This window comes from Lysinibacillus sp. FSL M8-0337, from assembly GCF_038593855.1.
Lineage (GTDB): Bacteria > Bacillota > Bacilli > Bacillales_A > Planococcaceae > Lysinibacillus > Lysinibacillus sphaericus_D.
In genome coordinates, this window is sequence record NZ_CP151996.1 from 3,583,783 (window position 1) to 3,605,585 (window position 21,803).

Annotated in this window: 25 protein-coding genes; all 25 read right to left on the bottom strand. The window is 38.0% G+C overall.

Annotated features, from left to right (window positions below; translation table 11 throughout):
• Nucleotides 1-8: 8 nt before the first annotated feature.
• Nucleotides 9-203, bottom strand: coding sequence for a hypothetical protein (locus MKY08_RS17490; RefSeq protein WP_069512187.1), 195 nt, complete (start codon nt 201-203; stop codon nt 9-11).
• 18 nt (nt 204-221) lie between these two features.
• Nucleotides 222-2,045: a phage tail protein gene (locus MKY08_RS17495; protein ID WP_069512185.1), complete on the bottom strand. Its 1,824-nt coding sequence runs from the start codon at nt 2,043-2,045 to the stop codon at nt 222-224.
• A gap of 92 nt (nt 2,046-2,137) precedes the next feature.
• Nucleotides 2,138-2,308 carry a hypothetical protein gene (locus tag MKY08_RS17500; RefSeq protein ID WP_176723196.1) on the bottom strand — a complete coding sequence of 57 codons (171 nt, stop codon included), beginning with the start codon at nt 2,306-2,308 and terminating at the stop codon, nt 2,138-2,140.
• On the bottom strand, nt 2,308-2,631 hold the full coding sequence (locus tag MKY08_RS17505) for a hypothetical protein (protein WP_069512183.1): 324 nt from the start codon (nt 2,629-2,631) through the stop codon (nt 2,308-2,310). The genes MKY08_RS17500 and MKY08_RS17505 overlap by 1 nt, the downstream gene beginning before the upstream one ends.
• A 15-nt stretch (nt 2,632-2,646) precedes the next feature.
• Nucleotides 2,647-4,515, bottom strand: coding sequence for a tail fiber protein (locus MKY08_RS17510; RefSeq protein ID WP_342533989.1), 1,869 nt, complete (start codon nt 4,513-4,515; stop codon nt 2,647-2,649).
• Nucleotides 4,448-5,356, bottom strand: coding sequence for a phage tail domain-containing protein (locus tag MKY08_RS17515; protein ID WP_342533991.1), 909 nt, complete (start codon nt 5,354-5,356; stop codon nt 4,448-4,450). Before MKY08_RS17515 ends, MKY08_RS17510 begins: the two co-directional genes overlap by 68 nt.
• Nucleotides 5,357-5,362: 6 nt before the next feature.
• Nucleotides 5,363-10,021 (bottom strand): hypothetical protein, encoded by a 4,659-nt coding sequence (locus MKY08_RS17520; protein WP_342533993.1) that lies wholly within the window; start codon nt 10,019-10,021, stop codon nt 5,363-5,365.
• A gap of 5 nt (nt 10,022-10,026) precedes the next feature.
• A complete protein-coding gene (locus MKY08_RS17525) occupies nt 10,027-10,320 on the bottom strand; it encodes a hypothetical protein (protein WP_342533994.1) in 294 nt (97 codons plus the stop codon).
• 50 nt (nt 10,321-10,370) lie between these two features.
• Nucleotides 10,371-10,856, bottom strand: a complete 486-nt coding sequence (locus MKY08_RS17530) for a tail assembly chaperone (protein WP_069512806.1) — start codon at nt 10,854-10,856, stop codon at nt 10,371-10,373.
• Between the two features lie 60 nt (nt 10,857-10,916).
• Complete coding sequence (locus MKY08_RS17535) at nt 10,917-11,696, bottom strand: phage major tail protein, TP901-1 family (protein WP_342533997.1); 780 nt, start codon at nt 11,694-11,696, stop codon at nt 10,917-10,919.
• A 45-nt stretch (nt 11,697-11,741) separates the two neighbouring features.
• On the bottom strand, nt 11,742-12,185 hold the full coding sequence (locus MKY08_RS17540; RefSeq protein WP_069513056.1) for a DUF3168 domain-containing protein: 444 nt from the start codon (nt 12,183-12,185) through the stop codon (nt 11,742-11,744).
• On the bottom strand, nt 12,182-12,598 hold the full coding sequence (locus tag MKY08_RS17545) for an HK97-gp10 family putative phage morphogenesis protein (RefSeq protein ID WP_069513057.1): 417 nt from the start codon (nt 12,596-12,598) through the stop codon (nt 12,182-12,184). Before MKY08_RS17545 ends, MKY08_RS17540 begins: the two co-directional genes overlap by 4 nt.
• A complete protein-coding gene (locus MKY08_RS17550) occupies nt 12,598-12,918 on the bottom strand; it encodes a phage head closure protein (RefSeq protein WP_342533999.1) in 321 nt (106 codons plus the stop codon). The genes MKY08_RS17545 and MKY08_RS17550 overlap by 1 nt, the downstream gene beginning before the upstream one ends.
• Nucleotide 12,919: 1 nt before the next feature.
• On the bottom strand, nt 12,920-13,252 hold the full coding sequence (locus MKY08_RS17555; RefSeq protein WP_342534001.1) for a hypothetical protein: 333 nt from the start codon (nt 13,250-13,252) through the stop codon (nt 12,920-12,922).
• On the bottom strand, nt 13,233-13,364 hold the full coding sequence (locus MKY08_RS17560) for a hypothetical protein (RefSeq protein ID WP_342534003.1): 132 nt from the start codon (nt 13,362-13,364) through the stop codon (nt 13,233-13,235). Before MKY08_RS17560 ends, MKY08_RS17555 begins: the two co-directional genes overlap by 20 nt.
• Before the next feature lie 47 nt (nt 13,365-13,411).
• The gene (locus MKY08_RS17565; RefSeq protein ID WP_069512800.1) at nt 13,412-14,377 is read right to left on the bottom strand and encodes a major capsid protein; all 966 of its coding nucleotides are present in this window, start codon (nt 14,375-14,377) and stop codon (nt 13,412-13,414) included.
• A gap of 13 nt (nt 14,378-14,390) precedes the next feature.
• Nucleotides 14,391-14,990: a phage scaffolding protein gene (locus tag MKY08_RS17570; protein ID WP_342534005.1), complete on the bottom strand. Its 600-nt coding sequence runs from the start codon at nt 14,988-14,990 to the stop codon at nt 14,391-14,393.
• Between the two features lie 119 nt (nt 14,991-15,109).
• Complete coding sequence (locus MKY08_RS17575; protein WP_069512803.1) at nt 15,110-15,352, bottom strand: hypothetical protein; 243 nt, start codon at nt 15,350-15,352, stop codon at nt 15,110-15,112.
• A 4-nt stretch (nt 15,353-15,356) separates the two neighbouring features.
• Nucleotides 15,357-16,376: a phage minor head protein gene (locus MKY08_RS17580; RefSeq protein ID WP_342534007.1), complete on the bottom strand. Its 1,020-nt coding sequence runs from the start codon at nt 16,374-16,376 to the stop codon at nt 15,357-15,359.
• The gene (locus MKY08_RS17585) at nt 16,373-17,779 is read right to left on the bottom strand and encodes a phage portal protein (RefSeq protein WP_342534009.1); all 1,407 of its coding nucleotides are present in this window, start codon (nt 17,777-17,779) and stop codon (nt 16,373-16,375) included. Before MKY08_RS17585 ends, MKY08_RS17580 begins: the two co-directional genes overlap by 4 nt.
• Nucleotides 17,780-17,793: 14 nt before the next feature.
• Nucleotides 17,794-19,065 carry a PBSX family phage terminase large subunit gene (locus tag MKY08_RS17590; protein ID WP_342534011.1) on the bottom strand — a complete coding sequence of 424 codons (1,272 nt, stop codon included), beginning with the start codon at nt 19,063-19,065 and terminating at the stop codon, nt 17,794-17,796.
• The gene (locus tag MKY08_RS17595) at nt 19,055-19,513 is read right to left on the bottom strand and encodes a terminase small subunit (RefSeq protein WP_256093121.1); all 459 of its coding nucleotides are present in this window, start codon (nt 19,511-19,513) and stop codon (nt 19,055-19,057) included. Before MKY08_RS17595 ends, MKY08_RS17590 begins: the two co-directional genes overlap by 11 nt.
• A 67-nt stretch (nt 19,514-19,580) precedes the next feature.
• Nucleotides 19,581-20,111 (bottom strand): hypothetical protein, encoded by a 531-nt coding sequence (locus tag MKY08_RS17600; protein WP_069509223.1) that lies wholly within the window; start codon nt 20,109-20,111, stop codon nt 19,581-19,583.
• Nucleotides 20,112-20,139: 28 nt separating this feature from the next.
• On the bottom strand, nt 20,140-21,060 hold the full coding sequence (locus MKY08_RS17605) for a Kiwa anti-phage protein KwaB-like domain-containing protein (RefSeq protein WP_069509226.1): 921 nt from the start codon (nt 21,058-21,060) through the stop codon (nt 20,140-20,142).
• A 234-nt stretch (nt 21,061-21,294) separates the two neighbouring features.
• Nucleotides 21,295-21,801 (bottom strand): hypothetical protein, encoded by a 507-nt coding sequence (locus tag MKY08_RS17610; protein WP_069509229.1) that lies wholly within the window; start codon nt 21,799-21,801, stop codon nt 21,295-21,297.
• Nucleotides 21,802-21,803: the final 2 nt, after the last annotated feature.

A 21,803-nucleotide genomic window follows, 5' to 3' on the forward strand; every position in this document is an offset into this window, starting at 1 on the left:
CGCTAAGCTTACGCTTGCGTCTCTGGTTGAATAGCTGTAGCTGGTAATACACTCACAATGATGTGCTTATTAATAATAGCTCCACCAATATTAACGAAGTTTACTTTTTGGTCATTTAATATTACTGTAAATGCCGTAGCATCAAACTCTGCATTTGTTAAATTTATTGCTTTACCGTTGTTTAGTTGTACTTGATAATCCATTCTATCAATCTCCTTTTATTATGTTAGATTCACATAGCCCACATCAGAACCATTCATACGCACATATAAACGCCTTGCCCCAGAACTATATGCAATACCTAAACCTGCTGTATGTGCTAGGGCAAATTCATAGTGCCAGAAACCGTTCAGTTTATTAGCGTTGCCTACCGTAATGTTGCTGTAATTTGATGATGACATCCCACCAAAATCAATATTCCCACCACCAAAAACACTACCGAATCTTATAGTACTAGCGTTTAGTTGCACTTGGTTTGTATCCCAAATCGACAACCCTGAACCCACATTTGATGAGATGGATGCCATAGATTCCGTAAACTGAATAGCTCCACCTGATCCTTGGATATTCAAGCGATTACCAATACTCATTTGCTGTTGGATGTTGATATTACCAGCATGGATATTACCTAAATCCCCGTTTATATCCGAAAGTGCATATATCTCACCAACAAACTTTATCTTACTTGCTTTGATAAGTACTTCTGATGCCGTTTGATTTATCAGCGAAGATATAGTGTTTCCGTTATAGTCTGTGACTGAAACCTTTTGCGTAATTTGGTGAGCTTGTTGAGTAATAGATGATTCAGCACTAGCTACTCTTGTGTCTATCCCATGCAATTGAGTCGCTTGAGCCGTTACTGTAGATTGTATTTGATCGGCTCGAATGTTAATAGCAGCCATCTCATTAGTAATGCGATTATTCACCGATAGACTAATCTGGTCAGCTTTCACGTCGATAGCTGCTATTGATTTATTGAGTTGCTCTACTTCTATCGTTATACGGCTATCCGTTTGTGTGATGGACGACCTAAATTCCTTTTTATTTTCCTCAATTACTTCTTCTAGCTCTTCTTTTGTATCTTCAATAAGCTCTTCTGTATCAACTTCGTTATCTGACATTGTACGAGGTAAAGAGTTGCCTAGTGTAACCGCAATCGTCTTTAACTCGTCTGAAAGTTCGTCTACTATACAAATTCGTTTAAGTATTCGTGTCTGTAGCTCTAACCCCTCAATTGGCTCGTAAATCAACCATACTTTCTCACCTAATGCCTTATCCAATAATTCAATTGTATCCAGTTCAAACGACACTTCTGGATAGTCAATAAGTGAATCCTTAGCCTTTTTCAACAGGTTATCTGCAATTGTAAAACGTTCATCACTAATCGGATCAGCAACACGAATCCCCCATATTGTGTGATTAGGTGAAGTATAGGTAACGGTTAAATCTTCCTTACCGGTGGCTGTGATTTTTGTTCTAAGATGATTCGTATCGACCTTACGGCTAAGGGCTTTAATGTTATGGCCGTATCGATATTGTGCGCCATTATCAGGACCAAGTGACTTACTAAAGTGAACTCGGTTATTAGGCAATATCTCAAACTCACAATTAAAGGCATCACAGATTTGATTCGCGCATTGGACAATATTTTTGGATCCAAATTTATCGATGGTTTCAGTTTCTGTGAAATCACAGGTTGCTGTCCAACCACTACCAGTAAATAAGTAATTCACAAACTCTTGACTACTATGAGTGCCACCAAAGGTTTTATCTTTAAACTGATAAGCTAAATCGAAAAAAGTTGAGATGGCAAGGATGGTTTTGCGCCCCAGCTTATCATCAATTATTTGTTTTACTCGAAAATCATAATTAGCAGCCGTAACAATTGACTCTTCTTGGAGAAGGTTAAATCCTGCCACGTTATTAATTTTATTAACTGTAAATTCAAGCGTTAAATTCCCTTGGGTATCTTGCTCGAATACAGGTGCAGATGTTGTGAAAAAAGGCTCTGTCTGATTACCTGCGAAGTTTGTAACGATTAACATTCTTTATCACCAACTAACATGTATTTCATTAACTCACATCCTTTCAAGCAAAAGAAAAAGCATCCTTAAAAGAGGACACTTTGTTATAGTAATTATTTTGTCAGTGCTTCAATTTCACGTTCAGCTATTTCTAACTCAACATAAGGTTTTAAATCTGCAGGCACAACATCCTCAACCGTACGAACGTCACCCATAATTGTAGTTGCGTAGGCTTTCACAAGTCGTTTTTGCACCAATGATAAACTTTCTAAGTGTTTGTCCATTACTGGATAACCCCCATTTCCGTAAGCATCGTTATCATTTTTATTTCTAATTCAGCATCTTCGATTTCATTTTGAGAAGGTTTCAATGATTCTAGCATTTGCTGTGCTTCGCGTTCTGCTTTTTCCTCAGCCGTTTCACCTTCTACCCATTGTACGCCATCCCATCTACGTTTGTAGAAAGATATGTCATCTGGTTGTGGGACAGTAACTACATTACCTTCTACCCCTTCCTTTTCACAGGTAACTAATATTGAATCAACAATGTAACCATTTTCATCAATGATATGTCCAATTCTCTCTATTAGTTTATTAGATTCTTCCATTATTAAATCCACCTTTTAATTTGCATAGTATGTTACCATCCCTTGAATGGTAGTGTCTACAGGTATAATTACAGGCAAGCCATGTAAAAACATAGCTCCACTACTTACTATTATTGATAATGTATAAAATTTACCAGATACTGAACAATATCCGAATCCAACTACTCCCGACCTAGTTGGTTGGAATCCACTAGGTATTGATGTTGTTATAAAATAAGTAGTTGTAGTATTTAATTGTTGATTATTTTTTATTACAAAAGAAATAGTTGTAGTATTTCCTATTTTTTGAATAGTAAAGTCACTAGAAGCTCCGTTCGATTTAACGAATGGCGCATCTGGGGTTAGGACTAATGGACTTGCTGAAATTTTATCATTAACCTGTTTCAATGCCTTAGCTGTAGGAGCTGTGAAATCAGAATCACTAGTTACACTATCAGTTAACCTAATAGTATCATTAATCCAACCATTGATTTGTCCTGCTCCAGATACAACGCTAAAATTATAAGGAGCTTGTCCTGTTGCGCTATAACCTGTTCTTCTTAAAATTGCAGCATTATTGTTATTAGATAATGTTAAAAATTTTTGAACTACTATTTTATTGTCTAAAGATGTTAAAACTTCAACTATTCCCGGAGAGTTTGAAGGAGTATTTGCTGTAAAACTTGGTACTTCATATAATCCAGTTTTAGTTAAGTCATTCAAATTACCGCTGAAAGGTTTTACTTCATTAGTAACTAAAGATGATGCAACGCCGGTAACAGGGTCTACAGTAAACGTTGTACCATCAGGCCTAATGTGACCGAGTTTTTCATTAGTAGCTATTCCAGTTACATGTTCATTAACTTCAGTTTGTAATGTTGAGACCTGTTGATTGATTTCTGTTAAGTCCGCTGGTGGTCCAGGAGGCCCCATAGGACCTGGAGGACCTTGCTCGCCTTTTAATGACTCAATCCACTCTTCCATCGTCCCTTGAAACCCATTTTTTACAGCTAAATCATATGCAGATTTACCTTCTGGACCTTGAATCGGACCAACGTTCTTCCAAGTTTTCGTGTTATCCTGCCATACATAAAGATTACCTTCAATCATATATGCGTCTCCGGGAGCACCAACAGGAGGTAAATCTGTTTCACTTGGTAAACTGCCGATGATTGTGACCCCTGTACCGTCTTTACCTGGTGGTCCTTGTAATCCTGTGTTGCCTGTTGCTCCTTTTTCAGCAAACAGTGACCAATAAGCGTTCGATTGAGTAGGAAGTGTAGGCGGAGTCTTTCCTAAGTTATCCTGTAAGGCAATGAACGTTGAACCGTTAAAGACTGCAAAATTATTTTTGTAATACTGTGTAGTATCATTCCAAACGCCTTTTGAGCCCAAATTAGTAATGAGCGATTGCATTGAAGTTAGAGCTGTTTGCGCTTGTACTGTTGCCTCTAAAGCACCTTGTTTGGCTGTATTGGCTTGAGTTGTAGCAGTATTAGCATCAGCAATCGCCTTATTAACATCTACTAATGTTTGTGAAACTGTAGTAAGCGCCTCTTGCAAGGCTGTGTTATTAGCTTCTATTGCCTCTTGGGTTGCCGTATTGTTGGCATCAATGGCTTGTTGAACAGCTACATTTGCACCGTCTACAGCTTCATTTAAGCGTTGAATCAACTCATCAACTTCCGCACCACCAGCCAACACCTTGATTTGTTGTTGTAAATAAGAGTACCCCGAAATAATCCGTTGCCAGTTTTCGTTAATTTTCAACCGTTCTGTATTACTTATAGGGTTTTCTGTATTATGCAATTCTAAAGTCAATTCCCGCACATCCTTTCTATTTGTATAGGAATCTAAAATCAAATTCGATTGATTGAACAGTTCCACCGGACACCGAAAAAACATTGTTTCCTGGTGCAAGCGTTAGTAACTTTTTATTCGTATTCAAAATGGCATTCACTCCATTTTTATAAGAGTAAATGCCATTCAAAACGATTGTGTCAGATGCTGATAAAGCGCCATTAAACCTAAATATTTCGCCAGTAGATACATTTTTAATTTCTAAGTAAGTCGATGCTGATGCTCTAATGGTTATTTTCAATTCACTTTCGCGCGGATCAACTTTTACATTACCAAGGTTCTTTACTGTGAAATCATTGGTTGTAAACTTGTATTGCAAATCCTCGTCCCACGTTAACCCTTGGTTCCACTCCCACTTATTAACGTCCCATAACTTTAGCTCTTTAAGTGTTGCTGCGCTTTCACCGTATGGAAGTAAATAAGTTTCAAGTTCAACAGTGAAAATTCCTGTGAGGCCTTTCTGTTCAATTATAGACATATCACTATTAATAACGAGGTATCGTTTCCCCTGTAGAAAAGCAACCTCACTAGGCTTAAAATCAAGCTCTTTACCCCAATCCTTACCGGGTAGCTCGAACTCATACATAGTGGATTGCTTTGTTGGTATTGCTTTATATAAATAATATGGTTCTAAATCTGTAAACAAATCAAACGCTCTATCCTGGAGTATTTCAAAGTCCGAATGGTCTTTTGCAATAAACATTAGTTGTAGCTGTATGCTACGAGTGCCGTGTTTGATTAACTCATTCACGGCACCGGCGCGTCTTTCGACATCGGCTACATCTCGTTTAATTTCAATCGGCGAAACCACAATGTCCTTTGTAATGAATCGTTCATTAGACAAGACAATTTCAAGCCCATTATTTTTAACTATTTTCGCGTCCATTCATTCTCACCCTCTCATAGAACGTTTTAAATCTACTTTTCTTGCATTGCTTTCATCGACGTAGTTAGATAACAAGCGACCATCAAGCTCAAGAGATAGGTTTTTATCTGCAATGATTCGAAGGAGCTGTATTACATTATCCAGCATTGATGAATCTAGAACAGATTCGCTTGTAATACTTGTGTTCTGTGCACTACTGATTGCACTTTTCATCGATAGTCCGTCAGTTATCACGCTTAGATCAGCTCTTGCTGCTTCTGCTAATTGGGATGCTGCAAGCTTAATCTCTGCTTTTGTAGCAGCTAAACTTGAACTTATATCAGGAACAGCATTAGCTGCCATAATAGATGCAGCTTTCGTTACAACTTTTGCGCTACCTTTAATCCCTTTTGCAAGACCTGGTGGAATCCATTTACCGACAGCCATCATGATACGAGAAGGCGATTTAATACCTAAAGCTTTTCGTGTTGTTTTTTCAATCTCTGATGCCATTGCTTTTACTTCGGCCATCATATCAGGGATTTGAGATTTCATACCGTTACGCAAGCCTTGAATAACATTTCCACCGATTTGCTTCATAGATGCAGTCATCGCATTAAATTCACCAGTAGTGCCTGTTTTGATTGATTTAATTTGATTCAACCATTCATTTTTATAAGTTTCAAGCTGCTTCTTCGTATCATTTTTAAGCGTTTCAATCTGTTTGTTTGTATCTTCTCTCAAGCCGACTAATTCTGATTCAGCTTGACTTCTAGCAAGAGCTGTTTTCGTTTTCCATAAGTCGTTATAATAAGACAATTCCGTAGCTGTCATACTATTTAAAGCTTCGATTTCAGCGTAAGCGTTCGGTCCCATTGCCTGTAACTCTGCAAGTAACCCCTTATCTATACCTTTGCCTGCAAGCGCTTGAATGTCTCTAGCCCAGTTACCCATAACAGCCACTTGATCTTGTAAATTCTTAGTGAGCTGTTGACTTGTAACCTGTGCCTTTTCACCAATCTCATCAAATAAATTCTTGAATGAGTAGATACTATTAGCTCGATTATTAACAGCATCTTCATACGCTTTTTCGAGCTCTTTGATACCGTCTACTTCTTTTTGTTTTGCCTCGTTAAATTTAGTAATGTACTCATCATTAAGGGACGTAAGTTTTTCATGGATGGCTTGTTTCGTTTCAGCAATTTTATCTTCATAGTAAACTCGCTCTTCACTGCCGACTTTATATTGTTTCAAGTATTTTTGATAAGCAGCAAGTTCTTGCGTAAGAGACATTTGATTGTATTTCTTCTTACGATCAATGTAATCTTTCTCTTTATCAAATTTCTCTTTAGTCAGTTCAGACATTGCTTTATTGTAATTAATTTGAGCTTCAATACGCTCGTCTGTACCTTCTTTAAATGCTGTAGCTGCATACTGCCAATACTCGGCCAGTTGCTTAGTCGACCATTTCTCTAATCCTACTTGCTTGTCCGCGAAATCTTTTAGGGCATCAAACGTCTCTTTTTGTGACTTAGATTTCACCTTTGAAATAGCTTGTGCCTCTGCTTTAGCAAGTTTTTCTCTACTCGCTTTTGCGTCCTCTTGAATCTTCGTAATTTGACGCTCTTGTGCAGCAGTAAGCTTCTTCCCTTTATCAGCGGCTTTCGCTTTGATTTCTTTAATTTGAGCATCAGCCTTTTTAGTTGCTTCAGCTCGTTTTGCTTCGTAATCCTTTTGAATAGCAAGAACTTCTTTATTGGATTCTTTCAGTGAAGTACTAACTACTTTTTGCGTTTGTTGTACCATGTCTTTTGTGATGGATAGAGACTTACTGAAATCTGGAATGGCTTTATTAGTCATTTTGTTGACTGCATTTTTCACTACGCTAGTTGTGCTCTCAATCCCTTTAGCAACACCAATCGGAATCCATTTAGCAATCGCAATCATGACTCTCGATGGAGAGTGAATGCCTAATGCTTCTTTTACCCATTTAGGTATTTTATCTGTTAACGAGCTTAAAGCAGTAGCAACGGCACCGAATGAATCTGTAATTCCTTTGATTAAACCATTTATAATGTCTTTACCGATCTTTAATAGGTTGATACCTTCCAAGAATGTTTTAGCAGCATTCCATCCTGTTTCAATGGCTGATTTAACGCCATTCATTACTGTTTCGACAGTAGTTTTAATACTGTTCCAAACTGTCGTAATGGTTGTTTTTATACCGTTAACTACTGTAGTTACAACGGATTTAATCGCATTCCATATAGAAGTAACGACACTTTTAATGCCATTTAAAACTGTTGAGATTACACTTTTTATGGCATTCCATATAGTGGTTACAGCGATTCTGATATTGTTTAGCGCTGCACTAATGACGCTTTTAATACCATTCCAAATTGTTGTGACAACGGACTTTATAGCATTCAAGACAGTGGTTATCACTGATTTAATACCATTCCAAATTGTTGTGGTTGTGGTCTTAATACCATTTAACACAGTTGAAATGGTTGTTTTTATTCCATTAAAAATCGTTGTTACAACTGTTTTAATTGCATTAAGTGTATTTGTAAAAATGCCCTTAATTACATTCCAAACAGTTTGTACAATCGTTTTAGCTGTACTTCCAAATGCTTTTAGTGGACCAAGTAACTTACCTACAAAGTAAAGATTGATTACGCCCCAAACAGCCTGTAATGCCCCACCTAAAATTTGTTTAATGCCATCCCAAACGCCTTGCCAGTCACCTCTAAATAGTGAGGTGAACGTTTTAATGATTCCTAAAATGACATCGATGGCACCTTGGATAACATTTTTAATCGCTCCCCAAGTCGATACAATTAAAGCTTTAACAACAGGCCATATAAACTGCATGATTGCCCCGATTGCAGACATCACAGTTGTTACAATCTTTCCTATTACATTCCATATAGTCGATGCAGTCGCCATAATATTTTCTTGATTTTCAGCCCAGAAAGTCGTGATTTGTGTCCAAACTGACATGATTAAATCTTTAACTGCTGTTACTGCAATGGAAATTCCAGTTTTAATCGCTTCCCATACTGTTTGAACCTGACTACGAAATTTTTCATTTGTGCGGTACAACCCTACAAATACTGCGATTAAAGCTACTATTGCTGCAATAATCAACCCTGCTGTGCTTGTTATAGCGCCGAATGCCCTGACTATCACTTTTATTGCTGGTTTCAATTTAGCAAGTGTTCCACTAAAGTTAGTAAATAAAGATTTGATAAATTTAAAAGCCTTACCGAGCCCACTAGTCATAGAGGTGCCTAAACCTTTAAATAAGGTTCCAAATGCAATGATGTTAGGAACAACAGCTAATAAAATACCGCCAAACGAAATAAGCCCTGCTATGATGATTCCTATTGATCGATTATTTTCCATCAAACTATTAGCAAAATCAAAAAATTTATTTGCAATATTAATAATGGCCGCACCAAGAGGAGCCATTCCGATGCCTAAGTTCACAAGGAAAGTAATTAAGTTTCCGATGAGCTTCATGACACTAGGAGCTGTTTGTTGTACATAAGCTATAAACTGTTGGAATCCTTGATTCTGGCTTAAAGTTGCTGACCACTCTTTAAATCGAGCCATCATCGACACAAGACCATCCATCATCCCCGAAGATGATCCAGCAAAAGCGCTAAAGAAATACACAACTCCAGCTATCGCATCTCGGAAGATAGCACGAATCTTTGGCATGTTTGTATTCACGTAGTCCATGAACGCTTGGAGTTTTGCACTACTGCTTAATCCATTTGACCACTCGGCAAACCGTGCTGTCATTGCCTCGAATCCTTTAGCTGTACTTGCACTTAAAGGAGCAAATGCAGTAAGCATGGATAACAAGCCTTTAAAGACATTACCAAATGAACGGCCAAACGTCTCCAACATGGGGGCTCCACTAGTATTTAGATAGTCTAAAAACTTCTGTATAGGTGGTGACTCAATAGCTGTATTTAGCTGGGCCATCAAGTTAGCTACTGCTTGTGCACTTGAAATGAATAACGGTCTTAATTTTTTTAATATGGTATCTGTTGCTTGCATTGCACTTGTAAATGCTTTTAAGACTGGCGTTTCAGTCTCTTTAACAAGAGAACGATAGGTTTTCTTTACACTTTCAAACGTGTTCCACGCTTTCTTTTGTAATGCTGTGAATGGTGGACCCGTCTCGTTAAATAAATCTTTGATTGTTGGGATTGCTACTGCACCGAACCCAACTGCTGCGGCACCTGCTGCAGCAAAGGCACCAGCTAATGCAAATGTAGAGCCAGCGACAGTACCAATCATTGGACCTAAATTTGCAATAGCCACCGCGACATTCGCTAACAACGGTGAGATTGCTGGAAAGACTGCCATAAGTGTGCCCATTAAGGTGTGTTGCATTAACTCACCAAAAGCGCGAATATTCGTTGCAATCCGGTTTATTTTATTCTGAAACTCTTCTATTCGAGCTTCTATCTTTACAACTACTCGTTCACGAATTAAAGATGCAATGCGAGCTCGAATTTCGGCCATACGACGATTAAATTGACTAATATCTGCGCCAATATCAACACGTACATCGTTTGCAGTAGTGCGAATAGTATTTTGTACTTGGCGCATACGTGCCATAAACTCTGTAATACGAGCGCCAATTCGAGCTGAAAAGTTAGCGTTCATCTGCATCATCCCTTCATGTTTAATTTTTCTGCCCAAGCCTTCATATCAGCCTGTGCTTTCTTGTAAAGTGTCGTGTTCATTTTCTTAGATTCCTTCCAGTCTTTATCACCTTCTAGGATTCTCTTTCTAGCTTTATCAGCATCGAATAAATCAGTTAGCTTCAAACGTTTCTCATTATCAGCTTTGCGGATATACATCGCTTGAATTGCTAGATTTTCATAGTCACTCACCATTTTCATTTGTGCACCTTTTAAAAAGGCTTTGTACTCGTTTGGTGTCCATGACATAATTAAATCCACATCATGAACACCTAAGTACTCAGCAGCGTTTGCTAAGACATCTAGCCATTCTAGTCCGTCAACTCTGTTTCCTCGTCCGTCATTTCCTCGCCCAATAACTCTGCTCTCGCATCCAGCATTACCTGTACGCCCTTCGCGTTCTCTTCCTTTTCTTCCTCGGTTTTGCCCATTGTTTTGAATAACTCGAAGTTCTTCCAAAACATCTTCACATCTTTTTTGAAAAAACCCGAGTCATTAATCTCACGAAATGCTTCTTTGAATAAATCCGTTGTGTCTCCATCCACTTCAATTCGTGCCTCTAATGCTGCCTCAATTTGAGCGATAGATGGACGTTGCTTTAAATGAGCTAATCCACAATCCCAAAACGCTTTTAAAGCATCCAAATCATATTGCAATAAACTTGTATAGATGGCACTGAACCCACCTACATCGTTTCCATCTTTATCCGATTGATTGTAGTTTTTATCTGCTAGGTTTTTAAATGCGAAACCAAATTTTGCTTCGTGTTGTTTTTCACCAATTTTTAATGTAGCCATGTTATATAGCCCTCCCGTTAAATTAATCAAAAGAAAAGAGCGCATTTAGCGCCCTTAAAATTATGCTGTTACTGTTACTGCAACCGTTGCTGTTTTAGCTCCACTTACCGTTGTGACTGTCACCGTTGATGTACCCGCTGTTAATCCTGTTACAAGACCTGTAGGCGATACTTTCGCAACCGAAGTGTCACTAGATGTAAACGTCACATTTTGGTTTGATGCATTATCTGGAGCAACTACCACGCTTAATTGTTTGGTAGCATTAACTGCAATCGAAGTTGTTGCAGGTGTCACTGTCACACTTGTTACTGCAACAGCGTCGTCTTGCCCTTTACCAAATTCACCTGTTTTCTCTCCTGGTGCTTCGAAGCCATATGTTGCAAACTCAATCACCGAGTTAGGTAGTTTAGGCAATTGACCTGTTTTCGACTCTCCAATAACCTGTAAAGTACCTGATACCTCTTGGAAGTTATCACCTGGATTTGATTTCTCAACAGATTCAACTAGCGTGTAAGCAAAGATTGAATCATGCACATCCTCACCAGCATCATTTTTGACCGTATTTAAATCAACTTCCCAAACTTTTAATTGCACTTTATTACGGATTGCATCCAAGATCGCTTTTTGACCAGGATCAGTTTTGTCACCAAACATCGTTACCTCAAATGATTCACTAGATTGGCCATAAGCTACAATACGACCAAATTTCGTTTGTTCATCTACTAATTCGTTTTCCATCGAGTGGCTATTTTCTGTTAGATGCCCAATAAGGTAGCCATCTTCACCTAATGCATTTGTAGCAAGTTGTACAAGTAAAACTGTATCTTTACCGTTTTGCATTTGTATTTTCCCTCCTAAAATAAAAACAGCCCCGTATTAGGACTGTTAAATGTTCTGTATTTTATATTGCAGGACTGAGATGCCATGCTTTACACCCGGGCTATTGTCATCAATAACACGAGATTCACGTCTTGTGACACTTAATACCCTCGCATTTTGAATCATGTAATTTCGCGCCATGAGAGCCTGCTGACAAGCTGATAACATTTCATATGTTTTACGTTTGCCACTATAGTCATCGTTATCCATCCACCAAGCATGAATCGTAAACGTAATCGTCTCGATATTGCTTGTCTTAGTATCAAACGGGCTTGAGTAGGGTTCTGAAATTGTTACATAAGGATAAGGCGTATTTTCGTCTACTGCATCATATACACCTGAATCTTCATCACTTTTCTTAGTAATTGTTGTAAGTGCTTCACAAGCAGTTAACTTTTGAAAAATGACTTTTTGTAAATCAAAGAAAGGCAAGGCGTAGTAATTACTCATAAGCCCAATCGCCTCATTTCTCTTTCGAAGTATTCTCGGCCAGCATCTACAGCAGGACCCCAAAATGGTTGAGCTCGCATACCTTCGGTGGTTACATAACGACCTAGTTTTGTACTGAAATATGTCCACGGTGTTCTACGGCCATTTCCATTTTCAGCGTAAATGCCAGTGCCGTACTCTACGTAAATTGCATAATGAGCACCAACAGTAACTACCGCGTTGTATTTACCTAACATCTTCATTTCGATAGAGTCTTTCAAGCTCCCATCATCAAAAGGAGCAAGTGCCTTTGCTTGAGATTGGATAAGCCTTGCTGTTTCATATACAATGTCTGAAATCTTATCTAGTAAACCTTCTTCAAAACGTTGCGCTGCTCTTAAAAATTGGCGACCACTGAATGTGATTTTAGCCATTATACAGTCACCAACTTTAATGCTACCCGCATGATTTCATGTTGACCGCCTTGATCTTCAGGACGTCCAGCAAATTCGTATATTTCACCTTCATAACGCAATCGCATAGCTGATGTTAAATCTGTTCGATACGGATAATACATGTACCGTTGTAATGGATTACCAAGTTGTTGTGCATAATACTGCTCTTTGCTTGTTGGTGTATCTACAAATGCCTCAATGGTATCTACTGGCACCCAATCTGTTTTATGATCTCCTGCACCAACAGAAACTTTTTTCTTTTCAACTACTTCAACTTCATGAGGAAATTCATCGTACATACTACCACCTCAGCTTTCTATAAGGCTTTAACGGCTTATAGACAGTTGCTGGTATCTCATCGGTGTAAGAATAAGCAACCGTACCCATTGAACGACTAACAAGCCCTATTTTTAATTCAAAGAACTGACAAGCTTTAGCTATAAACAGTTTCATGGCACTCTGCTTTTGCCTGTGAGCATCCTCAGACATATCAAATATGTTATTAGTCCATGAACAGCCAACATCGTATAAAACAGGTGCTAGTGCTGTGTAATGTTCTATACGTTTGGCTGTAGCTTTTTCACCGTTTAGAATAATGATTCCGTTGATTTCGTCACTTGTCGGCTCCCACATCTTCTTTCACCTTCTTAGGTGCTCGTTTTGTTTGAGCTTTTGCCTTTTCTTCCTCTAACTCTTTGGCTTTTGCAAGCTCTCGTCTACGTCTTTGATAAGCTGTAGCACTCATACCATCACCCCTTTACTCAAAAATAAGAGGGGATGCCCCCTCTTGGATTAACCTAATGTAATTAATGCAACCATACGAATGTCTTTATCTTCATAGACTTTCGACCAGTTAGCAGCTAACTCTAATTCTGTATTTAATGGCGCAGTTCCAGTTACAGTAGCATTTGTAAATTTAATACCGCGTGGGTGTAATACAAAGTGTTTACGATTGATAAGAATATCTTCACCGGCTAACTTATCACGATCCGTCTCTGTTGGTACTTCTGGTGAACCTTCTGCGTAACCAATAGCACCAGCACCAAATAAATACGTCGTATACTTCGTATTTGGCCCCGTTCCTTCTGTTGGTACACCATCATCAATAATGATTCGTTTGCCTAAGTAAGCTTTATAAAGTACATTGCCGTTAGCATCTCGTACATCTTCCAGTAACCCTTGTTTCACAAGGTTGAAATATGGAACGCTATGCATAACTAAGCCTGTTAAGACTTCGTGTGCATCCCCTAACTTAGACATCGTATCAACGATTGATGCGCCTGAAATCTTCGCTGCTTCACCAGTGCCACCTGTAATGTCATTGACGTGGGTAGATGCAATAGTAGTGAAAGAACCTTTCAAAGTTGAGATTAATGCAGCTTGCATACGACGATTCCAATAACTGGCTACTAAATCACCAATTGCTTTCATTGGATCATCGCCTGATAATGTACGAGATAAATCTGTTGCTGACCATGCTTTACCACGGAACAATTGAGTAGCCATATCTTGTTCCGAAGTAATCTTGTCAGGAGTTAATGCCCAACCTGATTTATCCTCTAGTGATTCATCATCACCACTTAAATCATTCCAATAAGGCATGTTAAAGTAGCGATTCCCTTTACCTAAACCATCCTTCAATTCTGCCACCGGTGCCACAATACCTGATTGGTAAAGTGCTGATAATTCATTTGTACGTAGTACCGTGTAAGGGTTAAATACCTCTGGCACGATAACATCTGCAATGCGTGTTGTCATAAACTATTTCCTCCTACTGCCCTGCTAAGGCTTGTAATTGTTTTGCTTTTTCAGGTTCTTCGCGGAATAAGCGACCTTGCTCTGTAAGATTCCAGTAATCTTTACTAAATGGGTTCTTTACTGGCGGTGTACCTGGTGGGTTTGGTGGTGTTCTACCTGCTAATCCATCAGGTGTAAATAAGTAATCATCAGATGCTTTTAATGCTGTAAGTTGTTCGTCAAGTCCAAGTAATTTATCACCATCTAACTTTATAGCTTCTAAATTCAGATTCGCTCGAACAGCCTTAACATTTTTTGCCTTTGCATCACGCAACGCGCTATCTAATGCATGCTCAAAATCACGTTTTTGTAGCTCGGCTTCATGTTCTGCTTTTGTAGTTGCATTTTCTTGCTGTAAACGAGTGATTTCAGTTTGTAACTCTTCATTGCCTGCTGCCTTTGTCTGTAAAGTTTTTAACTGTGTATCACGTTCAGCAATAGTATCATTTGCTGTTTTAAGTTCCTGTATTTTGTCATCCAAACGCGATTTCGGCACCATCTGGCCATAACCTTCAATTACTTTATCTGCTTGTTCTTCATTTAAACCTAATGCAATTAAATCTTCTTTTTTCATGTGTTTATCCTCCTATTTCGCATTATCGTAGTACGCACGATAGGGTTAGAAACTTGTTCTTTAACGTCTGCAAGCTCGAAAAAGACGAAAAAGGCATAATAAAAAGCCGTCAGTGACGACTAGATTTCTTCGATATTTTCAGCCACGATTGCCATCGTAATGTCACTTTGGATATGCGACAACAGATATTGACGTTCACTTACATCAGCGCCAGCATAGCCAGTTAATACTTCTCCGTTAGAAGAATGTTCTGCAGCTAATGCTATGTTCTTGAGTTCACCGTTTTTAGCTAACTCAAGAACTTGTTCGATTACATCTACAATTTGGGCTTGTGGTGTGCTAATTCTTGTGATCTTCGCCATTTAATCAACTCTCTCCACTAAAATGTTTTCGCCACTCTTCATAACTCATAAACGGCACGGTAACAGAAGGTGGTTTTACTTGTTTGTACGCTTTGTTGAAAGCTTGCCTGTAAGTTAGCCCTAAGTCAGACATATAAGCATCAATACGAGCTGCTAATTTCTTTTGGTAAGTGTCATCCATATAGTCTTTGCCCCGCCTGTATTCAGGAAGCTTTCCATTAACCATAAAAATCGTATGGCAACGACATTGTATATCCATCGATGCAACACCCCAAAGTCTCGGAGCTTTCGATTTCCACTTACCATAGTGATAGTATCCATCTTTGTCTGCTTTCTGCCCGTCTAGCTTTCTATGAGACTTACGAACCCTTGTATCAAGTGAGGACATCCATATCTTTGTTAGTCGTGCTGTTTTACTTGCTTGTTCTTCTACAGCCAAATCAGCTTGTGACCTTACTCGGCCACCCTCTGTACGAGCAACAAGGATTGCTTTCTTCCTTGTCCATCCCATAGCATTTTCAATTCTAATAGCCATATCTGTGTAACTTTCACCAGCTTGTAAACTCTGCGCTATCTCGATGTTTAACCGCCTGATAATTTCATCCCGATGATCTTCAAATATCTTTGGAAGTGTTAAAAACTCAACTGGATTTGTTAACGCTGCTTGAATCACTTCAACGGAAGGTATTTTAAAGCCCATTTCTTCACCTGTAGACTGCTGCAATAAATATGCCATCATCAGATAACGCTCAATATACAAACGTTCCTCCGACTCTCGTATGAGTTTTATGATTGCTTTATAGTCAGCATTGAGCTGTTGGGCTATAAGCTTCATTTCTTGATTGAAACGATTGTACTTATTAACATCAGTCCAAGTAGCTTGACCGTTCTTACCAAACTTGCGATGCATCTCTAACATTTGAGCAAGTATCGACTTTAAACGCTTGTTAAAGACCACTTCAATGTCTTTCTCAGCCTTCGATTCCAACTCATCTAGGATTTTATTAATCTCTTGTTGATTCATGTTTCATCCTCTGCATCTTCATCCAATGGCTCTAAATCTTTACCATACAATTTCTCTTCACGTGCCATTCGTTCTTCTTCTTGAGCAGCATCTTTCACCCAAGGATGATTTTCACGAATTGTTGCCTTTGAAATGATACCGTCACTGTTACGTGCCATTTGAATGATTTCAGCTTCGTTAGTAAGAAGAAGTTTATTAAAAGTAAATGTCACGTCACGAGAATCAAATTGACCCTTCTTAGCAAGCTCACAATATGTTTGAATGAACCACATAAATTCACGCAATGACAATGTAGCTTTACGTTCAAACATTGATGCTTTCATGTCTAACAAAGAGTATAAATTCTCCAATGCCACTCCCGAAGGTGCATTTCCAATTATATCTGGTGAAGGGTTAACCCCTTGCCCGAACATAAAGACATTCTCTTTTAGTGTATCGCTCTGCGTCTTGTAAGCTTCAACTGGAACTTCTGCACGAATTGTATCAATACCACCGTTATCGTCTAAATTGACTGCTTTGTAACGTTTGAGGTTTAGCATAAATTCTGCCAAAGACTCACCTTCATACCCTCGTAAAGCAAAAATAAGTGCCTGCATATCCAGTAGCGTGTTTTGTGCATCTGACACAAGCAAGTCGTAATTATCAACAATCTCTTTATAAAAATGCAGATCACTTAATTCCTCATCGTTGTTCGAAAAACAAATAAACGGAACCTTTCCCCAACCCATTCCTGAAACACCTTCAGCATCAGTAAAATGCGGAGCTGGATTCACTTCAACATTTGCATCCAATGTTAATTCACCATTTATCATTTCGTAGTAAGTAACAGTTTCATCATTATATACTTCGAATTTAATAATTTTTTCACTCAATGGATAAAATCGAATGCCAACTATTAACCTCTTGCGTTTACTGTAATCATAAATAGGAATAAAGTTTTCGGCAGGCACAACCATGTAATCGAAATCGCCATCTTCATTCACAAACACATGCAGCCATTCTTTGCCCTTATTACTAGCGCCTTTGACAATCTCTGTGATTGTATCCTCCCACTGCTCTCCGATGATTTCCTCTAGCAATTTTAGCTGTTGTTTATTATCACTTTTACTACCAAACACCATTGGCTCTCCTACTAGGTAGGAAACCTTCTGGTCTACTAAAATTTTATGAAAACCTGAAGGGATTTTAGAGTTGATTGCATCCTCATCAACTACTTTCCTTTCGTCCTGATATGTGTAAATATTACGTTTGTTAATGTCATTATTGACTTGATAATACTTTACACCTTCAACCATTTTAGACGTATCAAAGTTATCGTATAACTCTTTGATTTCATCTGTGGCTTTAGGAGCATTATTGTTGATATGCTCATTTAACTCTTCTGTATGTGTTTTTTGAAACATTGTTTCACCTTCTTCTATTTCAATATTCTCATGCCTTTAGATGACTTCATATCACGCTCGAATGCATAACGAGTGGCATCGATTGCATGATTTTCCTTATCCTCTAATCGTGGAATCGGATTACCATCCTTATGTGTTTGATAGTCAATATTCTCAAACTCTCGTGCAATATTCGGTGTTCGTTTAGGATCAATGCAGATGAAGTCTAAATCATCTAACCATTCCTCACCATACTGGACACTATCAGGCCCTTTCTTAGCAGCCTTTATTCGTTTAATATCATGATCGTTTTTTAACTCTGCTATGGACTTAGGTTCAGCACTATCAGCATAAATTTCATCTGATTGATACCCTTTTCGTTGTAGTTGTTTCGCAAATTCTCTATTGCTTATTTTCACACCGTAAATTTCATCGACAGCATAAATACCATTTTTCTTTTTGTCATAATGCCAACGTACAAATGCCAGCGGATCAGTAGCATACCCAAAGTCAACACCATTACGGATATTGTCAAAGGCTGCAACCATTTCATCAGTAATCGAACCTTTTTCAATTTGTAGGTTATCAAACGGCACAACACCACTCCCTATCGCTTCACCAAGATATTCCCATCTATACCGTAATTCATTGCGCTGTTTGGCTGCCTCTGCTTCCTCGATAAACTGTTTTGAGATAAAAGGGTTATCAAGGTAAGTTGACTTATGAACAAATGTGTTATCAGGCTGAAATGAACTCTCATACTTTTTGTTCACCCAGGACTGTTTACGCTTCGGTGGGTTATATGTGTAAAAAAACTTATAAAAAAGACCATTCTCAAGCTCACCACGTAGTAATGAGTTGGTAATGGTCGTTACTTCTTCTTCTGTCTTAAATTCAGCTAATTCCTCTAGCCAAGCCAGCGCAAATGGAAAGTTGGCACTCTTTAATGATTTAATTCGAGTAGGATCTTGTGCACCACGGAAAATCATGTAGTTACCACGCGGAATATAAGTTATCCGCATAGGTGACTTATTGATTTTAAAGAGATGCGAAACACCTTGCTCGTTAATGGCCCACTTCATTTGCTCAAATATAGATGTCTCAATGGTATTATCCACTTTACGTATGCCTACAGCGTTAACAGCGTATCTCATAAGCAATTGTACAATGATATGCGCTATGTCTGATGATTTACCAGAACCACGACCGCCCTTACACACAACGTTTAAAATATCGGATGCAATGGAGGCTTTCCATACCGGATGAAATGCTGGTGGTATCAATTCAGATAGTTTTTTAACCGTCATTGTTATCACCACTTATGTCATCAACAAATACAGGAGTAACATTTGCGTTAATCTCTTGTTTATCAATCCATAGGCCATGTCGTTTCCCTATTAGTTCAGCAGCTCTTATTCGCTCGGTCATCGTAGGAGGCATATTTTCTTCAATCTTTTGTACCCCAACATCTATACTTCTCAACGTTGCAGCAGTTGCATCACCGCGAAGAATAGCCGTCAATGTTTCTAATACTTCTTGCTGGTCAGCTACTCGCTCGGATTTCAATTCCTCCATGCGTTCATCTATATAAGCTTTAACGTTAGCATTTGTTAGCAATCTACTTCCATTAGCTCTCGCTGTCGCTTCTTTCTTAACATTAGGATACGCCTTCAAATATGCATCTGTAGCATTTCCTAGTTCAATATAATAATCAGCAAACGCTTGTTGCTTTACTGTTAATTTACGTTCAATCAATGGCATCACCCCCATTATGCTAGTTGCTTTATAAATACTAAAAAGCCACACCTTGTTAGATGTGACCTTATTTTTTATTTATCAAGAATACTTTATTTCCTAATTTTTTCACTTGAACGTGCGATTTATTATTTATTTTATCTGCACCCTTCTTGGAAATTATAATTTTTTTATTCTCATCTTGATAAACGTTAAATCCTGTAAATTTAAAAAGAACGTTCAGATAGAATTGGTTCTCACTTACATAAAAAACTCCCATAACCACAAATAAAATCAAATTAACAATTATTGAATTAATATCATTCTCTTTAAGCGTAGTAAGGGGGACAATATACGTAATGAAGTAGGATAAAATTTCGCTATTAGCACTTTCTACGCTTCCAAAGTTTTCTTCTCTGTTCATTTTGCAAAATAAAAAATACAAGAAAGATACGATTGATACAACTATTAGCCCCATCAAAACAGAATATGCTATTCTGTGATCGACTATATTAGACTTTAAACTTTTATCGAAATCAGAAAATTGTACCATTAAAATAATATATAAGGGTAAAAAAGATGAAATGAACAGAAGACCTTTATAGGCGTTAGTTAACATTACTTCTCACCCTTTCCCCATTTAAGGCTTAATTATTATAATCATCGACACCCTTCCTATTTGCTAAGACTGTTTTATAATATGCGTCTCTTATCAACATGGTGATATCACTTAGTTGTTCTCGGCCCTCATAAATAATTTTATTACTACTTTCATCAAAATTAATGTTGAGGTCAAACTCTTCGATTACTTCAGGTACATTTTCGTAGTTTGCCTGAAATAATTGGAGGATAGCCGGATTATAATGTATTTTAGTTAACCTTCTAGTCACCCTCGCATCTTCTAAAGAATCATCAACAAATTCCTCAAAATTATCAAAAACGTTAAAGCCTCTAAGTTCTTCTAAAACCAATTGTGCATTTTCTGCAAATTTCTCTCTTAAGTTGAAAATACGCTCAGCTGAAATATGCGCAAAAAATGCAATCTCATCCTCATAAGCTATTGCGTCTATAAAATTATCAACTCCGATTAACTCTGAGTCTAAAACATCATACTCATTACGGATTTTTTGTAACCAAAATCCTTTTCTAAGTTTTTTCATTTTTGTATTTCTTCTAAAAAGATATAAGTATTTAACATCTTCGTTATCGTTATTTATGCGTAACCTATGGATTAAAAAACTTATATCCTCTATAGGTAATTCCTCTTGAACAACATTTTCAAACAGATCGATTACTTCATGGAAATTCCCAGTGTATTCTTGTGGACACACTGAAAAGGTACCAGGTTCCTGTCCACTAGGGTTAAAGTCCGCTGGTATCAATTCATCCTTTATAAAGCCTCTTACGGTATTTAAAAAAATGTCCATTAGTTTCTCTTGAACCTCATTTGAAACTGTTGGATTAAATGCTTCATAGTTTAGCCCTCTTTTACTGACAAACAAAACTGAAAGTCTCCCTTGAGGGTCAGGATGAGCCTCAATAATATTTTCAACATCTCTAAGATTCATAATTATATCCCCCTAAATTATCGACAATTTTATACAAAATTATACGCGATATTCCAAAGGAATCAACCAAATGCACTACAGAACTTACGTTCTCATTCTACCATATCATAATTGTGTAAGTAAACAGTAAGTTGAAAAAGCACTGATCAAGGGGAGATCAGTGCTTTTAATAAATTGTCGATACTAGCATATTAACACGGTCGTATTGCCCTTGGGAATGTCCTTAAATTGCCCTTACTCAATTTTTAGTCCGTACACCCCAAATAAAAGAGTCGCAAGTCTTTCTGCTGCTGTATCTATCAACTTATACACCGTACGATTATTTATTTCGTACTCATCTGCAATTATTGGTATTTGTAAACCTTCTACAAATCTCTTATGCAAAATTTCATAGTGTTTAGTTTCTTCACGTTCACAAATATAGGCTAGTGCATCCATAGCTCTATCCAAGTGCTTCACCATTTCCACTGTGCGCTCTGTTGTTGCTCTTACAGATTCAACGATATCTTTTTCATTCAAAATCAATTTTTGAATTGGTGTTTCTGGCTCTGCATCCTCCTTCACATCTTCGACGTATTTTCGGAAGGTGTGGTAATGCTTCAACAGCAGCTTTGTATTGTAAAGGCGCTTATCCTTTTCGCGTTGCAGTTCTTCTTCTTTCTGGGCATTGAACACTTCAATAGCCTTCAACGTTGCAATTTGCGTTACCTCTTCGATTAATTTAGCTTGTTTCATGTTCATCA